The sequence below is a fragment of the Micromonospora sp. NPDC005205 genome, assembly GCF_040608275.1.
Taxonomy (GTDB): Bacteria; Actinomycetota; Actinomycetes; order Mycobacteriales; family Micromonosporaceae; genus Micromonospora.
Window position 1 is genome coordinate 168,345 of the sequence record NZ_JBEXHV010000008.1, and the last position, 19,652, is coordinate 187,996.

Consider the following 19,652-nt stretch of genomic DNA (forward strand, 5'->3'; position numbering starts at 1 on the left):
AGAATGGCGCCATGACCATGCCCCGCCGCCGCCCGGGTCGGCCCCGCCGCGACGAGACCCGGCCGACCCGCGAGGTGGTGCTCACCGCGGCGACCGCGCTCTTCGCCGAGCGGGGCTTCGACGCCGTCGGGCTGCGGGAGGTCGCCGCCGCCGCCGGCGTCGACGTCGCCACTGTCGCGCACCACACGGGTACGAAGGCAGCGCTCTACGACGCGTGCTTCGCCCGGGTGTTCGCCGCCGAGCGGGACGTCCTCAACGAGGCCGCCGAGCAGGCCCGCGCCGCTCTCGACGCCGGTCCGGACGCGGCGCGAAGAGCCCTGCACGAGCTGGTCGACGTCTTCGTCGACTTCCTGGAGGACCGCCCCGAAACCACCGCGCTGTGGCTGCGCCGCTGGTTGGAACCGCAGCGGCACGCCGAGCTCGACCAGCGCTACGCCGACCCGTTGTACCGACTGGTCGCGGAGCTGCTCACCGCCGCCGCGGCGACCGGCGCCCTCGCCGAGCCGACCCCGCACATCACCGTGCGCAGTCTGGTGTGGGCGACGCACGGGCACGTGGTGGCGCTGGCCGCGGGCGCGCCCGGCGCTCGGGAACGGCGCGAGTTCCGGGCGTTCGTGCACCGCCTGCTCGACGGGCTCTACGGATCACCGACCCCTTGACGGGCCGCCGCCGTACGACGATTATCCATCGGACGTTGGATTAAATGGGGGCGGCAATGGGCGTACCACCTCGGGTGGCGGTGATCGGGGCCGGCGCCGCCGGGCTCGCCGCGGTCAAGGCACTGCGCGACGTCGACGTGGCGACGGTGGGCTTCGAGGCCGCCGAGCAGGTCGGTGGCCTCTGGGTGTACGGGGCGCCTGACTCGCCCGCGTACCGCACGCTGCACCTCAACACCAGCCGTGGTCGAACCCAGTTCGCCGACCACCCGATGCCGGCCGACTGGCCCGACTACCCCGACCACAGTCGTGTCGCCGGTTACCTCGCCGACTACGCCGCGCGCTTCGGCCTCGCCGACAGCATCCGGCTGGGGCACACAGTGCAGCGGGTCACCCAGCACCCCGACGGCACCTGGACGGTGGCCGCCAGCGGCCCGACCGGCCCGGTCGAGGTCACCGTCGACGCCGTGGTCGTCGCCAACGGGCACAACCGGGTGCCCCGCCTCCCCGACCCCGGCTACCCCGGCACCTGCACCGCCGAGCAGATCCACAGCCACGACTACCGGGGTCCGGAGCAGTTGGCCGGCCGGCGGGTCCTGGTCGTCGGCGGCGGCAACTCCGCTATGGACATCGCCGTCGACGCGTCGTACGCCGCCACCCGCACCCTGCTGTCGTTGCGCCGGGGCGTCTGGGTGGTACCGAAGTACCTGCTGGGACGACCCTCGGACACCCTCAACGGGGCGTTGGCCCGCCGACTGCCGTGGCGTCTGCGCCAACGCATCACCCAGACGATGCTGAGCGCCACCGTCGGCAACCCCAGCCGCTACGGGCTGCCCGCGCCGACGCACGGCTTCCTGCAGGACCACCCGACGCTCTCCGACGGGTTGCTGTCGCGGCTGACCCACGGTGACGTCGAGGCCCGACCCGGCGTCGCCGCCCTCGACGGCGACCGGGTGGAGTTCACCGACGGTCGCAGCGACAGCGTCGACCTGATCATCTGGTGCACCGGCTACCGGGTGGACGTCCCGTTCCTCGACCCGCCGTTGCTCGCCGGAGGCGCCGACACCCTGCCGCTGTACCGGCACGTGTTCCACCCCGACGCCCCCGGGCTGAGCTTCGTCGGGTTGATGCAGTCCACCGGCTCCGCGTTCCCCCTGGTAGAAGCGCAGGCCAAGCTGATCGCGGCGCACCTCGCCGGCCGGTACGCGCTGCCGGACCCGGCCCGACAGCGCGCCGCGTGCCGGGCCGAACTGCGGGCCGCGACCGCCCGCTGGGGTCAGCGCCGCCCGGCGATGCGGGTGGACTTCGACGTCTACCTGGCCGAGCTGGCCCGGGAGTTGGCCGTCGGGACCCGTCGCGCCCGCCCCACCGCGAGCGGAGCCGGGCGGTGACGAGATCGTTGACCGGTCGGCGGGTGCTGGTCACCGGGGCGAGCGGGACCTTCGGCCGACACCTCGGCGCCGCGCTGAGCGCTGCCGGCGCCCGGGTGGTCGGGCTCGACCTGCACGCCCGTTCCGACGGGGACGTGCCGGTGCTGGCCTGCGACCTGACCGACCCGGACGCCGTACCGGCTGGGGTGCGGGCCGTCGTCGACCGGCTCGGCGGGCTCGATCTGCTGATCAACAACGCCGGTGTCGGTGGTCCCGCGCCGGCCGAGTTGCCGCCCGACGAGGTGGTCCGCCAGCAGTTGGAGGTCAACCTGCTCGCCGCCTGGCGTACCACCGCCGCCGCGCTGCCCCCACTGCTCACCGCACGCGGACGGGTGATCTTCGTGGCCAGCCGGATGGCGGTGCTGCCGCTGCCGCTCGCCGCCGCGTACGGGGTGAGCAAACGGGCCCTGGTCGCCTACGCCGACGCGCTGCGCCACGAGGTGGGCACCCACGTCGGGGTCAGCGTCGTCTACCCGAGCATGGTCGCCTCACCGATCCACGACAGCACCGCCGAGGCCGGGCTGTCCCTGCGAGGGGTGTCGCGCCCCGAGCCCGTCGAAGGAGTGGTCGCGGCGATCCTGCGGACCGCCACCGCCCGGCGGGCGCCCCGTGACGTGGCGACCACCGCACGCGGTCGGCTGGAGATGGCCGTCGGCCGGCACGCGCCCGCGCTGGCCGACCGGCTGGTACGCCGTACCCTCGCCGCCCGGCTCGCCGCCGGTGACCTGGACGCGGCGCCGCTTGCCGCGGGGATGCTCGGCCGCCACCGGGGGCGCTGACCGCCTAGGTCAGGGCGTGGCGACGGCAGCGCGCGAGCGGTCGGCGGCGATGCGCACGGCCAGCGCCGCAAGCGCGGTGCCGGTGACCCACCGCTGCACCCGCAACCACACCGGCCGGCGGGCGAAGAACCCCGCGAGGGCGCCGGCGCTGAGCACGATCAGCGCGTTCACGCTCAGCGCCACGATGATCTGGGTCAGACCGAGCAGCAGGCTCTGTGTGGCCACGTGCCCCCGCGTCGGGTCGATGAACTGCGGTAGCAGCGACACATAGAGGATCGCGATCTTCGGGTTCAGCAGGTTGGTGACCAGGCCCATGGTGAACAGCCGCCGGGGCGGGTCCGGTGGCAGCGGCGCGGGCCGGAACGGTGACTGCCCACCCGGGCGCAACGTCCGCCAGGCCAGCCAGAGCAGGTAGCCGGCGCCGGCCAGCTTCACCACCGCGTACAGCGTCGGCACCAGGACGAAGACGGTGGCCAGGCCGGCGACCGCCGCCGCCAGGTAGACGCCGAAGCCGGCGGCGACCCCGAGCAGCGAGATGAGCCCGGCACGGCGGCCCTGCGCCACGGAGCGGGAGATCAGATAGACCATGTTCGGGCCGGGCGTGAGCACCAGCCCCAACGCCACCAGCGCGATGCCCAGCAGTGCACCCGTACTCACCATGACGCTTCCCCCGTCCGATGGATCCCTCCCCGACCGTAATCGGAACGAACGTCCCCACCCAGGGCCACCTGGCAGGCCGTGGCCTGCGATCCGCGGTGATCACTCGCGTTCGGCGCGACGGCAGCACCATCGGCGGGAATGCTCACCGTCGCGGGCGTGCTGACCCCTGGCAAGGGCGTGTCGCCGGCCGCAGGCGGCGCGTTACGGTGGCCAGGGAGGTGCCGCACGGTGACCGAGGCGTGGAAAGCGTCAGTGGAGGCGAAGATCCAGGATGCCGTTCAGCGCGGCGAGTTCGACCGCCTGCCCGGCATGGGCAAGCCGATCCCCGGTCGGGGGGCGCCGTATGACGAGGCGTGGTGGATCAAAAGCTTCCTGGAGCGCGAGGCGCTCCCCAGTGACCTGCTCCTGCCCACGTCGCTGCAACTGCGCCGACGCATCGAGCAGGTCCCCGACGAAGTCCGTGACCTGCCCACCGAACAGTCCGTCCGCGACTTCGTGGGACAGCTGAACGCGCAGATCGTGGCGTGGCTGCGCTTCCCCGACGACGGCCCCCGGGTCGCGGTGCGCCCGGTGAACACCGAGGACGTGATCCGCCGCTGGCGCGCCGAACGGGCCCGCCCCAAGGTCACCACAACCGTCACCGAAGCGGCGGACGTGCTGGCGCCCGCGCGCCGACCCCGCCGTAGCTGGTGGCGGCGGTGGCGCCGTCGGGGCTGACCGCCGGGCCACCGCCACGGCAGACTGTGCCGATGCTGATCGGATCGCGGTCACCCGACACGCCCTCGACGCCGGGTGTCGCCCTGCGTCAGTGGTGCGCCGACGACCTGGATGAGCTGGTGCGGGCGTACCGGGATCCGGTGCTGCGTCGCTGGACCAGAGCTCCGGTGACCAACGCCGCCGAGGCCCGACGGTGGCTGGAAGGCGCGCTGCGCGACTGGGCCGACGGGCGGCGATACACCTTCGCCGTCCTCGAAGAGCAGGCCGACGGCGCCCGGCTGGTGGGCAACGTGGTGCTCAAGGGGGTCACGGCGGAGCGCCCGGCCCCGGAGGTCGGCTACTGGACGGCGTCGTGGGCACGCGGCCGTGGCGTCGCCCCGCGTGCGGTCACCGCGCTGAGCCGCTGGGCGTTCGACCGGTTCCCCGACGTGGCGCGTCTCGACCTGCTGCACCAGGTGGACAACGTGGCGTCCTGCCGGGTGGCGCAGAAGTGCGGCTTCGTGTTCCAGGAGGTGTTGCCGGCCCGGCCGCCCTTCCCGCTCGACGGCCACCGGCACTCGCTGCACGCCGGCTAGCACTGTCGACACCTCCCGCGTCGACCGTCCGCCCCTGGCGCGAACGGACCCGAACAGGTCCGAACACTCGTTCCCGGCCGCGACTGCGCGAACGCGGATACGGTCTGCGCCGAGCGCCCAGACGACCGCCGGCGCGGGAGGGACGGGGCGACGTGACCGAGCGCGCCGCGACGTACGCCGAGGTTTTCGCGGTGCGCGAGTACCGCCACCTGTTCGGTGCGTACCTGCTGTCCCTGGCCGGTGACCAGCTCACGGCCGTGACCGTGGCCTATCTCGTGTTCAGCGAGACCGGCTCGGCCGCACTGGCGGCGGCCGCCTACGCCAGCTCCTACCTGGCCTGGCTCACCGGCGGACCGCTGCTGTCCGGTCTCGCCGACCGGTTCCCCCGGCGAAGCGTGATGATCGCCTGCGACCTCGCCCGCGCGGCGCTCATCCCGCTGGCGGCGCTGCCGGCCCTCCCCGCGCCGGCCCTGGTGGTGCTCCTGTTCGTGGTCAACCTGATGCGGCCACCGTTCGTGGCGGCGCGGGCGGCATTGATGCCGGAAGTGCTCGACGACGACCGCTACGCGGTGGCCAACGGCGTGGACAACATCTGCGCCCAGGTGGTGCAGGTGGTCGGTTTCGCCGTCGGCGGGAGTCTGGTGGCGTTGCTGTCGCTGCGCGGTGCCCTGCTGGTCGACGCCGGCACGTTCCTGGTTTCGGCTCTGCTGATCGGGATCGGCGTGCGTTCCCGCCCGGCACCTCGAACGCGGTCGGGCCCACCGGGGCAGGGCCGGGCGGTCGGTCTGCGGGTGATCTTCGCGGATTCGCGGCTGCGGTCCTACGTTCTGGTCCTGTGGACGGCCAGCGCCTTCACCTACGCTGCCGAGGGGTTGATGGCGCCGCTGGCCCGACAGTACGGCGGCGGCGCCGGCACCGTCGGGCTGTTGCTGGCGGCGGCGCCGTTGGGGATGTCCCTCGGTGGGGTCGCGCTCACCCGGTTCTGTCCACCGGCGGCCCGGCCACGGCTCATCCTGCCGCTGGCCGCGATGTCGGCCGGCGTGCTGACGGTGGCCTGGTTGGTCCCTCCGCTGTGGTTGATGCTCCTGCTGTTGGTGTTGGCCGGAGCCGCGAGCGCCTTCGCCATCCCCTTGAACGCGTTGTTCGGCCGGGCGGTGCCGACGCAGTACCGGGGACGCGTGTTCGGGGTGGCCATCACCGGCCTCAGTGGGTTGCAGGGGACGGCGATGGTCCTCGCGGGTCTGGGCGCCGACCGGTGGCCGGCCACCACGGTGATCGGGTTCAGCGGATTGTCGGGTCTGGTGGTGGTTCTCGCTGTCGTGCCGCTGTGGTCACGGCGACGCGACTCCAGAGCTGTGACGTCCGAGTGCCCGGTCGAACAAGCCCGAACGACTCCGAACGCCGACATCCCTACCGCCGAAGCAGGCAGTGGCCGACCCTGAGGTCACCTGGCGGGCACGGGGGCCGTCACCGAGGGGAGAGGAGAAGGGCATGCGCAGCGTTCGTAACCGTGGCATCAGCTGGACCTGACCCTGACGCTTCAACCGGGTGGTCGCCTTCCGGGCGACCACCCACCCCGCAACGTCGGTGCGAGTCAGTCGACAGCGGCCCGCCAGCTCCAGGAGGTGCGCCGGGCCCGGCCGGGCAGCTCGCCGCGGCCGGTCATCCAGAGCAGCACCTCGGGCGCCGTCCCGGGCGGGGCGTCCGGGAAGAGTCGGCGCAGCACCAGCGCGCTCAGCCGCTGCGACGGCTGCCACGGCACACCGAGACCGAGGGTGATGTCGTAGGTGTGCAGCAGAGTCTCGGCCACGCCCATGGCGGCGAAACCGGCCGGATCGCACGGACCCCAGTGCCAGGCCCGCACGTCCGGCGAGGCGGCGTCGACGGCGGCGGCGAGCAGACCGGCGCAGGCCCGCACCACTGTGAGCACCTGCGTCGGGCTCGCGTCGGGGGAGACCCGCAGGTCGTACGGCAGATAGCCGTCATCCGGGCGGCCGGTGACCTGGCCCGCGTACGCGAGGAGATCGTGCGCAACGTGCGCCGCTGTCGTCCAGCAGCTCCAGCTCAGCGAGCCGGCCGGCACCGACCAGTCGCGGTCCCGGTGGGGCAGCAGCACCCCGGTCATCTCGTCGGCTGCCTCCCGAATGTCGGCGCCGGTCACCGTCGACACCCGCCAACCCGCCGAGCGGCACCGGGCGTGGAAAACCCGTCGTGGGTAAGGGGAGTCGAGGCATGCAAGAATCCATCTTCGCATATGCGGGGAGGCGAACGGAGTGCTGCCCAACCTGGTTTTGGACACGACGGTGTTGCCTCCGGCGGACCGGTTCGCGTTCTGGTATGCCCTGGTGGCTCAGGAGACGGCACCGGTGCACATCAGCAGCGGTCACCTGGACAACTTCGTGGCCTACGCCCAGGCCATCGATCTCGGCCGCATTCGGATGACCTCTTTGCGCTACCCGTCGCTGGACGCGATCCGGCCCACGAAACTGGTCCGCAGAATCGAGGGGGATTTCTATCAACTCGCGATACCACTGACGGGTCACAGCACGTTGATTCAGGACCGCACCGAGTCCACGCTGGAAGCCAGGAACCATTTCACGCTCCTGGACACCGGACGACCGCACGTCGCCCGACACCGCGTCGAGGGCTCCGGTCCCGCCACCACGATCACCGTGCAGATACCGTACGCGGCGCTGCCCCTGGCACCGGACCGGCTCCGCCGTCTGCTGGCCACGCCGATGCCGTCGCACCTCGGCGTCGGCGGGCTGTTGTCCCACCACCTGCGCAACATCGCGGCACACCCGGAGCAGTTCGAGCCGACCGAGGCCGAGATCCTGGGCGGGGTGGCGGTGGACCTGCTCACCGCCGCGCTCGCCCAGTACCTCGACATCGAGGACAGCCTGTCGCCGGAAGCGCGGCAGACCGCACTACGAGCCCGGGTCGTCGACTTCATCGACCGCCACCTCGACAGTGACGAGCTCAGCCCCCACAGCGTCGCCGCCGCCCACCACATCTCGGTGCGGTCGCTGCACCGGCTGTTCGAGACGGAGACGACAACCGTTGCCGAACTCATCCGCGCCAAGCGCCTGGAGCAGTGCCGGCGTGATCTCGGCAACCCGCTGTTGCGGCAGTCGATTCAGGCCATCGCCGCCCGTTGGGGTTTCCCAGACAAGGCTCACTTCAGCCGCCTCTTCCGTGCCCACTACGGACGCTCGCCGCAGGAATACCGCACCGGCGTCGCTCGCCAGGACCGGTGACCCGACCGACCGTTACCGGCGGCGGTCGGTCGGATCGTCAGCGACGAAGTCCCGGACCGCGGCGCGGATGCTCTCGCCGTACGGGTCGTCCGGCAGCCGCACCAGGTGTTCGCGGGCTCGGGCGAGGTGCTCCCGGGCCGGGCCGACGTTGCCCAGGCGTCGGTGGCAGTCGGCCAGGTTGAGGTACAGCGACGGCAGGAACGCCTGGACCTGGAGCGAGGACAGATACCGCTGAGCGCGTTCGTCGGTCAGGTCGGAAACGGCGGCCAGGGCGCGTTCGTCCCAGGCAAGCTCCGCCTCGGTGGTGTCCTGCAGATCGGCGAGGTAGTGCGCCAGGGTGCAGCGGTGCAGGGCGTCACCGGTGGGGCCGAGCTCGTCCCACAACGCGGTGAGCAGCTCACGTGCTCGGGCAGGTGCGCCGCTCTGGCCGAGCTGCACGGCCTCGACGATGCGGGTCATGGTCGGGTCGGCGGTCGTCTGGTCGGTCATGTCGCCGATGGTCGAGCCTCGACCCGGTCGAGGGTCAAATCCAGACCACGTCTAGAAATTACAAAGAACTGCTCAGATCTTGCACTCTACTGTCGACTCTCCCTAGGCTGCCGGGGTGAGCGAACATGCGCTGGTCGAAGCGAGAGATCTGACGAAGGTCTATCCAGCACGCGGGTCCACTGCGGAGTTCCGCGCTGTCGACGGCATCGACTTCGCGCTTGAACGGGGTGAGTCGTTCGGGCTCCTCGGCCCCAACGGCGCCGGCAAGTCCACCACCATGCGGATGATCGCCGCCACGTCGCCGATCAGCGGGGGCAGCCTGCGCGTGCTGGGCATGGACCCGATGAGACAGGGACCGGAGATCCGGGCCAGGCTGGGTGTCGTCACGCAGGACGACTACCTGGACAACGAACTCACCGTGCGGGAGAACCTGCACATCTACGGGCGATACTTCGGCCTGTCGCGGGCCGTCATCCGCGACCGCGCGACCCGACTGCTCGACTTCGCCCAGCTGCAGGAGAAAGCCGGCGACCAGGTCGAGACGCTCTCCGGCGGCATGCGGCGGCGGCTCACCATCGCCCGCTCCCTGATCAACGAACCGGACATCCTGCTGCTCGACGAGCCGACCACCGGCCTCGACCCGCAGGCCCGACACGTTCTGTGGGACCGGCTTTTCCAGCTCAAACAGCAGGGCGTCACGCTCATCCTCACGACGCACTACATGGACGAGGCCGAGCAGCTCTGCGACCGGATCATCGTGGTCGACCACGGCCGGATCGTCGCGCAGGGCTCACCCCGGGAACTGATCACCAGGTACGCCACCCGCGAGGTTCTCGAACTCCGCTTCCGCCTCGACGAACGCGACACCGCGGCGGAGAAACTGCGGATGTCGGCGCTGGCCACCGGCGGCAACGAGACCGACGGCCGCGTCGAACTGCTCCCCGACCGGGTGCTCGTCTACACCGCCGACGGCGAGGCGGCCCTCGCCACGGTGCACGCCATGTCGCTCACGCCGCTCACCGCACTGGTCCGCCGCGCGACGTTGGAGGACGTGTTCCTCAAGCTCACCGGCCGATCGCTCATCGAGTAGCAGGAGAAACCACTGGTGTTTCGTGTGTTCGGGTACTGGTTGACCCGCTACCGGCGTACCTGGCGGGGCTCGATCGTGATCAACGTGTTGAACCCTTTGCTGTTCCTCATCGGCATCGGCGCCGGGCTGGGCGCCCTGGTCGACGACAACGCGCCCGCCCAGATCGCCGGCGTCTCGTACGCGGCGTTCTTCGCCCCGGGCATGCTGGCCGCCGCCGCGATGCAGAACGCGTTCCTGGAAGGGGCCCCGGGTGTCGCCCGGGCTGCCGGCTTCGGGGCCTACCGCAGCGCCACACCGACGCCGCTGAGGCCCGAGCAACTCGCCGCCGGGCACCTGCTCTTCATCACCTTCCGGGTGCTCATCGCCAGCGGCGCCTTCATCGTGGTGATGGCCGCGTTCGGGTTGATCGGAGGATGGTGGGCCCTCGGCGCCCTGCTCGGCGCGACGCTGACCGGGGTCGCGTTCGCGGCACCAGCCGCCGCGTGGGCGGTCGGCGTACGCAAGCTGCGCCACATCGACACGGTGTTCCGCTTCGTCATCATGCCGCTCTACATGTTCTCCGGCACGTTCTTCGCGGTCTCGCAGCTACCCGAGTGGATCCGACCGGTGTCCTATCTGCTGCCGCTGTGGCACGGGGTGGAGCTGTGCCGCACCCTCAGCCTCGGTACGGCGACGGTCGCCGGCAGCTCCGTGCACATCGGCTACCTACTGGCACTCGCCATCGGCGGCTACCTGGTCGCCCGGGTCACCTACCGCCGGCGGTTGCATCCGTGACGGCCCACGCCCGAAGCCTCCTGGAGGCACCATGACCACCGTCGCCGTACCCACCTGGACGAGACGCCGGGCCCTGGCGCTCATCGAACGCAACTTCATGATCTACCGCCGGTCGGTCACGCCGCTGCTCAACGCCCTCGTCGAACCGATCCTGTATTTGCTGTCGATCGGCGTCGGCGTCGGGGTGCTCGTCGGCACGGTCCCCGGCGTCGATGTCCCGTACGCCGCCTACGTGGCCCCGGCGATCCTGGCGACCACGGCGATGAACACGGCGTTCAACCAGACGAGCTTCGGTGTGTTCATCCGGATGAGGGTGGAGAAGACCTACGAGGCGATCCTGCCGACACCGCTATCCGTCACCGACATCGCCGTCGGCGAGGTGACCAGCGCGATGATCAACGGGCTGCTGACGTCGATCGGATTCCTCGCCCTCATGGCCGTCGGTGGGCTGGTCACGTCGGCCTGGGTGCTGCTGGCCCTGCCGGCGTCGCTGCTGATCTCGTACGCGTTCGCGGCCGGCGGACTGGCCGTCACCACGTACCTGCGCGATTTCCCCGACTTCCAGTACATCCAGCTGTTCATGCTGCCGATGTACCTGTTCGCCACGACGTTCTATCCCCTGTCGGTCTACCCGGAGGCGGTGCGGCCGGTGATCCAGGCGCTACCGCTTTACCACAGCATCGAGCTGGTCCGAGAACCCGCTTTGGGTCACGTCGGCTGGGAGCTGCTGATCCCGGTGGCGTACCTCGTCGGGTTCGGCTCGATCGCGATGTACGTCGCCACCCGTCGCATGACCCGGGCGATGCTGCGCTGACCGGCTCGAGGGATCGTCATCGCCGGGCGACGATGGCCTCGAGCACCGAGCGGACGGGTGTCGGGCGGTGGCCGATGACCGTCTCCAGCGTCGGATCGGTCACGGCGAACTCCTTCGCTCGCGCCGCGCGGTACATGCCGAGGGTGAAGTCGGCCGCAGCCGCGGGCATGCCTCGCGCGATGGCGGCCTCCCGCCACTCGTCGTCATCAGCGACGACACGTTCGACGGTGCGGCCCGTGATGTCGCTGAGGATGGCGGCCACCGCTTCGAGGTCGAGCATCTCCGCGGCGGTCAACGGTGCAGTGACCCCGTCGAGTACGCCGTCCTCGGTGAGAGCGACGGCGGCGGCCTCGGCCAGGTCGGCGTGCGCGGTCCAGGACACCGGGCCGTCCGCCGGCGCCACAAGTTGCCCGGTCTCAAGCGCGGCGCCGATGGAGAGGCTGAGCGTGCTCGCGTAGAACCCGTTGCGCAGGGCGGTGAAGGCAACCCCCAGTTCGGCCAGGTGCTCCTCGGCGGCGGCGTGGATCGGCTGGGCGGCGAAGAGCGAGTCCCGGGAGGCGGCCTGGTGGCTGGTGTAGAGGATCCGGTTGGCTCCCGCGGCGCGGGCGGCGTCGATGGCGGCGCGGTTCGCGACGAACGCGTCGGCGCCGCGGATCGCGGCGGACACGATGAGGACCTTGTCGGCACCCTCGAAGGCGTGCGTCAGCGTGGCCGGGTCGGTGAAGTCCGCGGCGCGCACCCGTACGCCCCGCTCGGCGAGGCCGGCGGCCCTGTCGACGTCGCGCACGCTCACACCCACGGCGTCGGCCGGCAGCCGGTCGAGCAGCCGGTCGACGATCTGGGATCCGAGGTTTCCAGTGACACCGGTGACGACGATCATGATGAGAGCTCCTTTGTTATCGGCGTTGCGTTGCTGACGTTAGCACCGATAATTCGGGGATAACAAGAAGCTGTTAGCATCGGTTCATGGTGACGACGCAGGACACCCGCGACGACGTCCGTGCGGGCATCGTCGCGGCAGCGACCCAACTGCTGCGGGAGAAGGGCGCGAACGCGGTGACGACGCGCGCCGTCGCCCAGGCCGCTGGCGTCCAGGCGCCGACCATCTATCGCCTGTTCGGCGACAAGGACGGCCTCATCGACGCCGTCGCCGAGCACGTCATGGCGGCCTACGTCAGCGGCAAATCGGTCGCCGCCGACGCCGCGACGGGCGACCCCGTAACAGATCTACGCGCCGGATGGCGCCTGCACGTGGAGTTCGGCCTGACAAACCCCGAGCTGTACGCGCTGATCGCCACGCGGGGGAGCGGCGCACCCTCGCCGGCAACAGTCGCCGGCCTCGACGTGCTACGTCGCCGCGTCCGGCGACTCGCCGCAGCCGGCCTGCTCCGGGTCGACGAGGAACGCGCACTGCTGATGATCCACTCTGCGGGCAACGGAACCATCCTCACGCTGCTGGGAATGCCCCCGGACCAGCGAGACCTCGGTCTGGGGGAGGCCATGCTCGAGACCGTGCTCTCCGGCATCCTGGCGACAACTCCAGCGACACCCGACACCACCGCGAAGGCCGTCGCGGTGACCTTCGCGACGGTGCTGCCCGACCTCCCGGGGCTCACCGACGCCGAACGCGCGCTGATGGCCGAGTGGCTCCACCGATCGCTGACCCACCCGACCCCGTGATCACGTGGCGGGGAAAGAGCTCGACGGGATCGCGCTGGGGGAGATAGCTTGCAGGTGACCGCGACACCGCCTGAGGAGGTGAGACCCATGAACGTTGCAGCGATGTGGGTGCTCCCCCTTGCCGTCACGGTCGGGCGATTGACGTAGGTTTCGCCGGGAGCGCCTTGCCAACACGGCACTCCCGAAAGGCAATACCTGTGCAACTCTCCACCACGTCACCGACGACCGATCGCACGTACGACGTGATCATCGCCGGCTGCGGGCCGACCGGTGCCATGCTCGCCGCCGAACTACGACTGCACGACGTGCGGGTCCTCGTTCTGGAGAAGGAGACCGAGCCGACGTCGGCCGTCCGGATCGTCAGCCTGCACATCCGCAGTCTGGAGCTGATGGCGATGCGCGGGCTGCTGGACCGCATCCTCCCGCACGGGCGGCGGCGGCCGGCCAGCGCCTTCTTCGCCGCCATCCCCAAGCCCGCACCCGAGGGCCTGGATCCCCGGTACGCCTACCTCCTGGGTATCCCGCAGCCGGTCATCGAACGTCTGCTCGAAGAACACGCCATCGCACTGGGCGCGCAGGTCCGACGCGGTTGCGCGGTCGCCGGCCTCACGCAGGACGACGAGGGTGTGACCGTCGAACTGGCCGACGGGAAACAGCTGCGGTCGCGCTATCTCGTCGGTTGTGACGGCGGGCGCAGCACGGTGCGCAAACTGCTCGGCGTCGGCTTTCCCGGCGAGCCCGCCCGGACCGAGAGCCTGATGGGCGAGATGGAAGTGGGCGTCCCGCAGGAGGAGCTCGCCGTCACGGTGGCCAAGGTCCGCGAGACCCATCAGCGATTCTGGCTCCGGCCGGCCGGCGTCGGGGTCTACAGCGTCCTGGTGCCCGCCGCCGGGGTCAGCGACCGCGCCGAACCGCCCACCCTCGACGACTTCAAGCGCCAGTTGCGCGCCGTCGCCGGATCGGACTTCGGCGTGCACTCCCCGCGCTGGTTGTCCCGCTTCGGCGACGCCACCCGGCTGGCCGACAGGTATCGGGTCGGACGGGTGCTGCTGGCCGGCGACGCGGCGCACATCCATCCGCCCATCGGCGGACAGGGCCTCAACCTGGGCGTTCAGGACGCAGTCAACCTCGGCTGGAAACTGGCCGCGCGGATCCGCGGCTGGGCGCCGGAGGCACTGCTGGACACCTACCAGGCCGAACGTCGCCCCGTCGCCGAAGCGGTGTTGGACAACACCCGAGCCCAGACGGAGTTGCTGTCCACCGAATCGGGCGCACAGGCGGTGCGGAGGCTGCTCATCGAGTTGATGGACTTCGACGAGGTGAACCTCCATCTGCTGGGGAAGATCACCGCCATCGGCATCCGTTACGACTTCGGCGCGGGCCCCGACCTGCTCGGTCGCCGCCTGCCCGACATCGCCGTGAAGCGGGGCAACCTCTACGGTCTGCTGCACCACGGCCGGGGCCTGCTGCTGGACCGTACCGAAAGCCTGACCGTCGGCAGCTGGTCAGACCGGGTCGATCACCTGGCCGATCCGACCGCGGCACTGGACGTCCCCGGTGTCCTGCTTCGCCCCGACGGGCACGTCGCCTGGGTCGGTGACGACCAGCAGGATCTGGACGAGCACCTCTCCCGCTGGTTCGGCGAGCCCGCCCACTGATCTCAGGCCGGCGGCCTCGTCGTCGAGGCTGCGGGCCGGACCAACCAGCGGCGAACGGGCGCGGGGCGACTTTCTGCTGGATCGCCCCGCGCCCGGTCACTCAGGTGCGGTTGAACCGCCAACGAGTGTCGACTGTCATGACGGATCCTCTGTCGTGTCGTACTCGTCGTGCAGCCGCCACCACTGGTACGGCTGGGTCTGCGGCCAGCCTTCCGGCGAGTCCTCCCAGGTCTCCTGTCGGCCGTACGGTGTCAGGTCGAGAAAGGACCAGTTACTCCCGAGCCGTTCCACGCCGCGGGAGGTGGTGGTGTAGGTGCGGAAGATCCGGTCGTCGGCGCGGAGGAAGACGTTCAGCGCGAACCCGTCACCGGTTCCCATGTCGGCGTTGAAGCTGTTGTTCAGCGACGAGTACCAGGGCAGGGCCCAACCCATCCGCCGCCGCAACGCCAGCAGGTCGTCCAGCGGGCCATGGGACGTCAACGCCAGGGTGACGTCGCGGGCGTTGAGGTGGGCCGGGTGTCCGACGTTGTCGGTGAACAGCGAGCAGCCGGAGCAGACAGCGTCGACGCCGTGCCACATGAAGGTGTAGACGATGAGCTGACGGCGGCCTTCGAACAAATCGGTCAAACTGGCAGGCCCGGACGGGCCCTCGAACACGTAGTCCTGCTCGACCGGCGTCATCGGCAGCCGGCGGCGCGCCGCGGCCACTGCGTCGAGCTGACGGGTGAGTGCCTTTTCGCGGACGCGCAAGGCGTTCACTGCGTCTTGCCAGTCCCTGGTCGGCACGACCGGCGGATGGTTCATGCGGGCCTCTTTTCGGCTTCCATGCACGTGTGGAGGGGGCACAGACCAGTCCGTTCCTTAAAGAGATGGACTGATGTGACGCTAACAGAGTCAGTTCCCTGAAGGAACCACCTTGCGTATCGTGGCGTCATGCAGCGAACGCAGTTCGGCGCCATGGCGTGCTCGATCGCCCGCACCCTCGACGTCATCGGTGAGCCGTGGTCTCCGCTGATCCTGCGGGACGTCTACGCCGGCACACACCGCTTCGAGCAACTCCAGCGGGGGCTCGGCATCTCCCGCAAGGTGCTCGCCGAGCGGCTGAACTGGCTGGTCGGACAGGGCGTCCTGACCCAGCGTGAATACTCGACCCGGCCGGTCCGACACGAATACCTGCTCACCGACAAGGGCCGGGAGCTGTGCGATCTGCTGCTCGTCATGGTGCGCTGGGGTGACCGGTGGACGGCGGGCGACGCCGGCCCGCCGGTGCTCTACCGTCACCACGCCTGCGGCGAGATCAGTCACGTCGAACTACGGTGCTCGGAGTGCGAACAGCCCATGCGGGCTACGGACATCGATCTGCTGCCCGGGCCTGGGGCACACCTACCATCGTGACCATCGGCTCGGTCAACACCCGCCGTCATCCGGTCCCGTCGACGGCGGGCGATCGATCGCGGCGAGTTCGGTGAGAACCGGGCGTAACCGATCGGCCAGCGTCGGGTCCGTACGGGTGAGTTCCGCGGTCAGGGCCGTCACGGCCGCCGAGAGCGCACGGCGTAACTCGGCCTCGTCAGTGGAACGGACCAATGTCGTTTCGAGCGGGCCGGTGATGTCGGAGGGCAGTAGGTGAGCGCCTTTGGCGTAGCTGGTGGGGTGGCCCAGACGCTGGCAGGCGAGTGCGATTGTCTGGGTCCGCATGGCGCTGACCCAATGCTCCGCCTGCCAGAATCTGCCTCGTTCGATGCTGATCCGTGCGTGCAGCGCGTGGTGCCATGCCAGGCCGGCCGTGCCGTCGTGGCCGCTCGACGCGGGGGCCCGGGATGGTGTGCAACGCCCGAACATGAGTCGCCAACTCGGGCCTCGCGGCCCGAACTCGCCTTCGAGGGTGAAGGAGAGGTCGACTTCCAGGCAGTGAGGCAGCAGGAACACCCGGTAGATCGCGGACCCGGCCGCCAGGTCCCAGTGGTGGACCGCCGCGAAGTCCTGATACATCTGTCGCGTCCATCGACGCATGACGGCGTCGAGCGGGTCACTGACCCCGAAGGCCAGATCGATGTCCGACCAGCGATCCTCATCGTTCGTGGCGTGGGAGCCGGTGATCGCGGCGGCGACCACACCGGGGTCTTGTTCCGCAAGATGTAGCAGCCGCCGCTGGATCCGGTCGCGTTCCTCTACTGAGAACATCAGGTCACGCTGCTCCGACACCTACTCGCCCCGGCGGCGGACGCCGGGCCAGGACGGCGGCGAGCCGTTCCCGCTCGCGCCATGGCTAGCAAGCCGCGAGCGTCCATGGCGACATCATGCCTCGCCAGTGCGTCGATCCAGCACCGGATCGGTCGCATGGTGTTTCGTGGATGCTGGCAGACTCGTCGCATGATGGGTCTCACCGCCGAACTCGTGGTCGATGGTCGTGCCCCGCAGACCCCGGCACTCGCCCCGAACGGGCGCCTGCTCTGCTACGTCCTCGCTCCCAGCTGTCGCACCGGTGACCACCTCGACACCGAACTCTGGCTCGTACACACCGATTCCGGTGTCGCGCCGCGCCGGGCGATCGACGACACGGCAACCGAGTCCCAGCCGCGCTGGTCGGCCGACTCAGAGACGCTGTTCTTCCTCTCCGACCGCGCCGAACGCGGCATGTCGCAACTACACAGGCTCACCCTCGCCGACGGCATGGTGACCACGTTGACCAGCTGGCGCGGCGGCGTCATCGACCACCTGCCGCTCGCCGACCCCAACCTGGTCGCTCTGCTCACCGAGGACGAACCCACCGAGCAGGACACTCGCCGTACCCGCGACCGCGACGACGCCATCGTCGTCGGCGAGCGCGAACCACGCGCCCGGTTGCGCCTGCTCGACCTGCGCACCGGCCAGGTCACCACGCCGAAGGTGTTCGGTGACCGACACGTCGTGGAACTGCGCCAACGTCCCGACGGCGGCCCAATTGCGGTGTTGACGTGGGCCAGCGCCGACAGCGACCACGGCCCGCGAACAGGCCAACTGCACCTGTTCGACCCCACGACCGGGACCGCGGAGAACCTCGGACCGGTCGAGGTCGACGCACGGTCTCTGGCCTGGTGGCCGGGCCAGGACAGTTGGCACCTCGGTTACCTCGCGCTCACCCCACCGCTTCTGCAGGCCGGCACCGCCGTGTTCGACCTGGCCATGGAGACCCGTGTCCTGCGCAACCGCACCGCTGGCCTCACGATGTGCCCCACCGAACTGTGCCAGACCGACGCCGCCCCGCTGGTGGTGTTCGCCGACGGCCTGAACACGACACTGGCCAGGCTCGACCTCACCGACCTCACGACCCTGTCGCATCACCCCGGACGTCTCGACAATCTCACCGCCACCCCTGCCGGCGACGAGATCGCTGTGCTCACCGGCACCCGCTATCAGCCCGCGAATGTTCACATCGGAGCGCCCACCGGGCCGCTGCGCAGAATCACCAACACCCGACCGGAACTGGATGCCGTCGCACTCGGCACGCAACGACCGCTGGCCTACCGCGCCGCCGACGGCCTCGACCTGGACGGCCTGCTCGTACTGCCGGTCGGTAAAACCGTGTCGGAAGGTCCGTTCCCGCTGGTCACGATCGTGCACGGAGGCCCGTACGACCGCTACGCCGATCGTTGCCAGTTGTTCTGGTTCCCCAGCGCGCAATGGCTGGCCGCCGCCGGCTACGCGGTGTTGCTGCCCAACCCGCGCGGCGGCCAGGGCCATGGTCATCAGTTCGCCGCCAGCGTCGCCGGCCGGGTCGGCCAGCAGGAGTGGACAGACATCCTGACCGGTATCGACCTGCTCATCGCCGAGGGCATCGCTGACCCTGACCGGCTGGGCATCGCCGGCTGGAGCCACGGCGGCTTCATGTCCGCCTGGGCCGTCGGCCAGACCGACCGCTTCCGCGCCGCGCTGGTCGGCGCCGGCATCATCGACTGGGGCATGCTCGCCGCGACCGGGGAGAACGGCCAGTTCGAAGCCGCGCTCGGCGGCAGCACCGGCTGGTCCGGCATCGGCCCCCACCCACACGACGCGGTCAGCCCGATCTCCTTCGCCAGCAACATCAGCACGCCGGTGCTCATCCTGCACGGTGCCGAGGACACCAACGTCCCCCTCGGACAGGCCGTGTACCTGCACCGGGCGCTACGCCACTTCGACGTCGAGCACGAGTTCGTGATCTACCCGAGAGAGGGCCACTCGATCCGGGAACGCCACCACCAACTCGACGTTCTGCGCCGGACCCGCTCCTGGTTCGATCGCTGGCTCCGACCCTGATCGAAGGCACGTGGACGAGATCCTGTTCTTCTGACCGGCCTGGGGGCAATCACCGACGCGGCGCGTGTCGGTTGGATGCGACACCTAGGACAGCGCTGCCGCAAGGTCGGTAGCAGCCTCATACGCAGCCGCAGCCCGTGTGGCCTGGTCCGCGCTCAACGCGACACTGTCAACACGGGTGAGCATCTCGATCGCCGTGGCCGGATCGTTCAGGACCATCGCGACCTCGGCGCGGTACACGAGCACCTCCACCAATGCGACCGGGTCGTCATCTGTATCGGGATGGCCCAGCGCACTGTCAAGAATCCGAGCCGCCTGCCGGGCGTCCCCTCGGGAGTCGGCCTGCACGACGGCGTTCGCCAACGCTTTGCCCAGCCGCCCAGTCGGCGCCGACGCGGGGGAGACCGAGGCGTTCTGGAAGACGCGGATCCAGTTGCCGCCTGGATCGATGACGCTGAAGCCGCTCAGCCCGTCGGCGTTCTTCCGCGCGCGGGGCCGGGTCATCCGGGGCGTCCCGGAGACCAACACCTTGCCGTACGCGGCGCGCATTCCCGCCGCGAAAGCCCGGTACAGCTGCCCCGTGTCCGAGGTCAGCACGAGACACGAACCGTAGGACTGCGCCGGATCGAACCCCGCGATCTCGAAGAACTGCAACTGTAGATCTTCGCGTTGCAACCCCACGCACGGGTTGGGTTTGCGCTGCTGGTAGGTGGTGTGGAAACCGAGCACCTCGTAGAAGGCGACGATGTCGTCGATGGACGCGCAGGGCAGCAGGGGAACAGTTACCTCGTTGGTCAC

At 70.3% G+C, this 19,652-nt stretch carries 21 protein-coding genes; 14 read left to right on the forward strand and 7 right to left on the reverse strand.

Annotated elements, in window-relative coordinates; genetic code table 11:
* Nucleotides 1–17: 17 nt before the first annotated feature.
* The 3 genes from ABZU43_RS17100 to ABZU43_RS17110 are packed head-to-tail and all read left to right on the forward strand — an operon-like array spanning nt 18 to nt 2,865.
* Nucleotides 18–659, forward strand: a complete 642-nt coding sequence (locus ABZU43_RS17100) for a TetR/AcrR family transcriptional regulator (protein ID WP_355007583.1) — start codon at nt 18–20, stop codon at nt 657–659.
* A gap of 56 nt (nt 660–715) precedes the next feature.
* Entirely contained in the window at nt 716–2,047 is a 1,332-nt protein-coding gene (locus ABZU43_RS17105) for an NAD(P)-binding domain-containing protein (protein WP_355007470.1), read from the forward strand.
* Nucleotides 2,044–2,865: an SDR family NAD(P)-dependent oxidoreductase gene (locus tag ABZU43_RS17110; protein ID WP_355007471.1), complete on the forward strand. Its 822-nt coding sequence runs from the start codon at nt 2,044–2,046 to the stop codon at nt 2,863–2,865. The genes ABZU43_RS17105 and ABZU43_RS17110 overlap by 4 nt, the downstream gene beginning before the upstream one ends.
* Nucleotides 2,866–2,874: 9 nt before the next feature.
* Here ABZU43_RS17110 and ABZU43_RS17115 read toward each other — a convergent pair whose 3' ends face one another.
* The gene (locus tag ABZU43_RS17115; RefSeq protein WP_355007472.1) at nt 2,875–3,525 is read right to left on the reverse strand and encodes a LysE family translocator; all 651 of its coding nucleotides are present in this window, start codon (nt 3,523–3,525) and stop codon (nt 2,875–2,877) included.
* A gap of 228 nt (nt 3,526–3,753) precedes the next feature.
* Here ABZU43_RS17115 and ABZU43_RS17120 point away from each other — a divergent pair, with 228 nt between their 5' ends.
* The 3 genes from ABZU43_RS17120 (at nt 3,754) to ABZU43_RS17130 (ending at nt 6,259) form a co-directional block, all read left to right on the forward strand.
* Nucleotides 3,754–4,242 carry a DUF1992 domain-containing protein gene (locus ABZU43_RS17120; RefSeq protein WP_355007473.1) on the forward strand — a complete coding sequence of 163 codons (489 nt, stop codon included), beginning with the start codon at nt 3,754–3,756 and terminating at the stop codon, nt 4,240–4,242.
* Between the two features lie 32 nt (nt 4,243–4,274).
* Nucleotides 4,275–4,817, forward strand: a complete 543-nt coding sequence (locus ABZU43_RS17125; protein ID WP_355007474.1) for a GNAT family N-acetyltransferase — start codon at nt 4,275–4,277, stop codon at nt 4,815–4,817.
* A 152-nt stretch (nt 4,818–4,969) separates the two neighbouring features.
* A complete protein-coding gene (locus ABZU43_RS17130; protein WP_355007475.1) occupies nt 4,970–6,259 on the forward strand; it encodes an MFS transporter in 1,290 nt (429 codons plus the stop codon).
* A 152-nt stretch (nt 6,260–6,411) separates the two neighbouring features.
* Here the strand turns inward: ABZU43_RS17130 and ABZU43_RS17135 are convergent, their stop codons facing one another.
* Nucleotides 6,412–6,978: a maleylpyruvate isomerase N-terminal domain-containing protein gene (locus ABZU43_RS17135; RefSeq protein ID WP_355007584.1), complete on the reverse strand. Its 567-nt coding sequence runs from the start codon at nt 6,976–6,978 to the stop codon at nt 6,412–6,414.
* Nucleotides 6,979–7,090: 112 nt separating this feature from the next.
* Between ABZU43_RS17135 and ABZU43_RS17140 the strand changes: the two genes are divergently transcribed.
* A complete protein-coding gene (locus ABZU43_RS17140) occupies nt 7,091–8,074 on the forward strand; it encodes a helix-turn-helix domain-containing protein (protein ID WP_355007476.1) in 984 nt (327 codons plus the stop codon).
* 12 nt (nt 8,075–8,086) lie between these two features.
* Here the strand turns inward: ABZU43_RS17140 and ABZU43_RS17145 are convergent, their stop codons facing one another.
* Nucleotides 8,087–8,563 carry a hypothetical protein gene (locus ABZU43_RS17145; protein ID WP_355007477.1) on the reverse strand — a complete coding sequence of 159 codons (477 nt, stop codon included), beginning with the start codon at nt 8,561–8,563 and terminating at the stop codon, nt 8,087–8,089.
* Nucleotides 8,564–8,711: 148 nt separating this feature from the next.
* On the opposite strand from ABZU43_RS17145, the gene ABZU43_RS17150 reads away from it, so the two are divergent.
* Genes ABZU43_RS17150 through ABZU43_RS17160 form a run of 3 tightly spaced genes read left to right on the forward strand, consistent with a single transcriptional unit; the run spans nt 8,712 to nt 11,241 of the window.
* Nucleotides 8,712–9,653, forward strand: coding sequence for an ABC transporter ATP-binding protein (locus ABZU43_RS17150; protein ID WP_355007585.1), 942 nt, complete (start codon nt 8,712–8,714; stop codon nt 9,651–9,653).
* Between the two features lie 15 nt (nt 9,654–9,668).
* On the forward strand, nt 9,669–10,427 hold the full coding sequence (locus ABZU43_RS17155; protein ID WP_355007478.1) for an ABC transporter permease: 759 nt from the start codon (nt 9,669–9,671) through the stop codon (nt 10,425–10,427).
* A gap of 31 nt (nt 10,428–10,458) precedes the next feature.
* Nucleotides 10,459–11,241: an ABC transporter permease gene (locus ABZU43_RS17160; RefSeq protein WP_355007479.1), complete on the forward strand. Its 783-nt coding sequence runs from the start codon at nt 10,459–10,461 to the stop codon at nt 11,239–11,241.
* Nucleotides 11,242–11,257: 16 nt separating this feature from the next.
* On the opposite strand, the gene ABZU43_RS17165 is transcribed toward ABZU43_RS17160, so the two are convergent.
* Nucleotides 11,258–12,121 carry an NAD(P)H-binding protein gene (locus ABZU43_RS17165; protein WP_355007480.1) on the reverse strand — a complete coding sequence of 288 codons (864 nt, stop codon included), beginning with the start codon at nt 12,119–12,121 and terminating at the stop codon, nt 11,258–11,260.
* Between the two features lie 86 nt (nt 12,122–12,207).
* Here ABZU43_RS17165 and ABZU43_RS17170 point away from each other — a divergent pair, with 86 nt between their 5' ends.
* Nucleotides 12,208–12,921, forward strand: a complete 714-nt coding sequence (locus ABZU43_RS17170; RefSeq protein WP_355007481.1) for a TetR/AcrR family transcriptional regulator — start codon at nt 12,208–12,210, stop codon at nt 12,919–12,921.
* Between the two features lie 197 nt (nt 12,922–13,118).
* On the forward strand, nt 13,119–14,579 hold the full coding sequence (gene rox / locus ABZU43_RS17175; protein ID WP_355007482.1) for a rifampin monooxygenase: 1,461 nt from the start codon (nt 13,119–13,121) through the stop codon (nt 14,577–14,579).
* Nucleotides 14,580–14,714: 135 nt separating this feature from the next.
* Here the strand turns inward: rox and ABZU43_RS17180 are convergent, their stop codons facing one another.
* Nucleotides 14,715–15,383, reverse strand: coding sequence for a DUF899 domain-containing protein (locus tag ABZU43_RS17180; protein ID WP_355007483.1), 669 nt, complete (start codon nt 15,381–15,383; stop codon nt 14,715–14,717).
* Between the two features lie 129 nt (nt 15,384–15,512).
* Between ABZU43_RS17180 and ABZU43_RS17185 the strand changes: the two genes are divergently transcribed.
* Nucleotides 15,513–15,974, forward strand: a complete 462-nt coding sequence (locus tag ABZU43_RS17185) for a helix-turn-helix domain-containing protein (protein ID WP_355007484.1) — start codon at nt 15,513–15,515, stop codon at nt 15,972–15,974.
* 12 nt (nt 15,975–15,986) lie between these two features.
* Here ABZU43_RS17185 and ABZU43_RS17190 read toward each other — a convergent pair whose 3' ends face one another.
* Entirely contained in the window at nt 15,987–16,784 is a 798-nt protein-coding gene (locus ABZU43_RS17190) for a nucleotidyltransferase domain-containing protein (RefSeq protein ID WP_355007485.1), read from the reverse strand.
* Between the two features lie 168 nt (nt 16,785–16,952).
* Here ABZU43_RS17190 and ABZU43_RS17195 point away from each other — a divergent pair, with 168 nt between their 5' ends.
* Complete coding sequence (locus ABZU43_RS17195; RefSeq protein ID WP_355007486.1) at nt 16,953–18,854, forward strand: prolyl oligopeptidase family serine peptidase; 1,902 nt, start codon at nt 16,953–16,955, stop codon at nt 18,852–18,854.
* An 84-nt stretch (nt 18,855–18,938) separates the two neighbouring features.
* Here the strand turns inward: ABZU43_RS17195 and ABZU43_RS17200 are convergent, their stop codons facing one another.
* Entirely contained in the window at nt 18,939–19,652 is a 714-nt protein-coding gene (locus ABZU43_RS17200; RefSeq protein WP_355007586.1) for a VOC family protein, read from the reverse strand.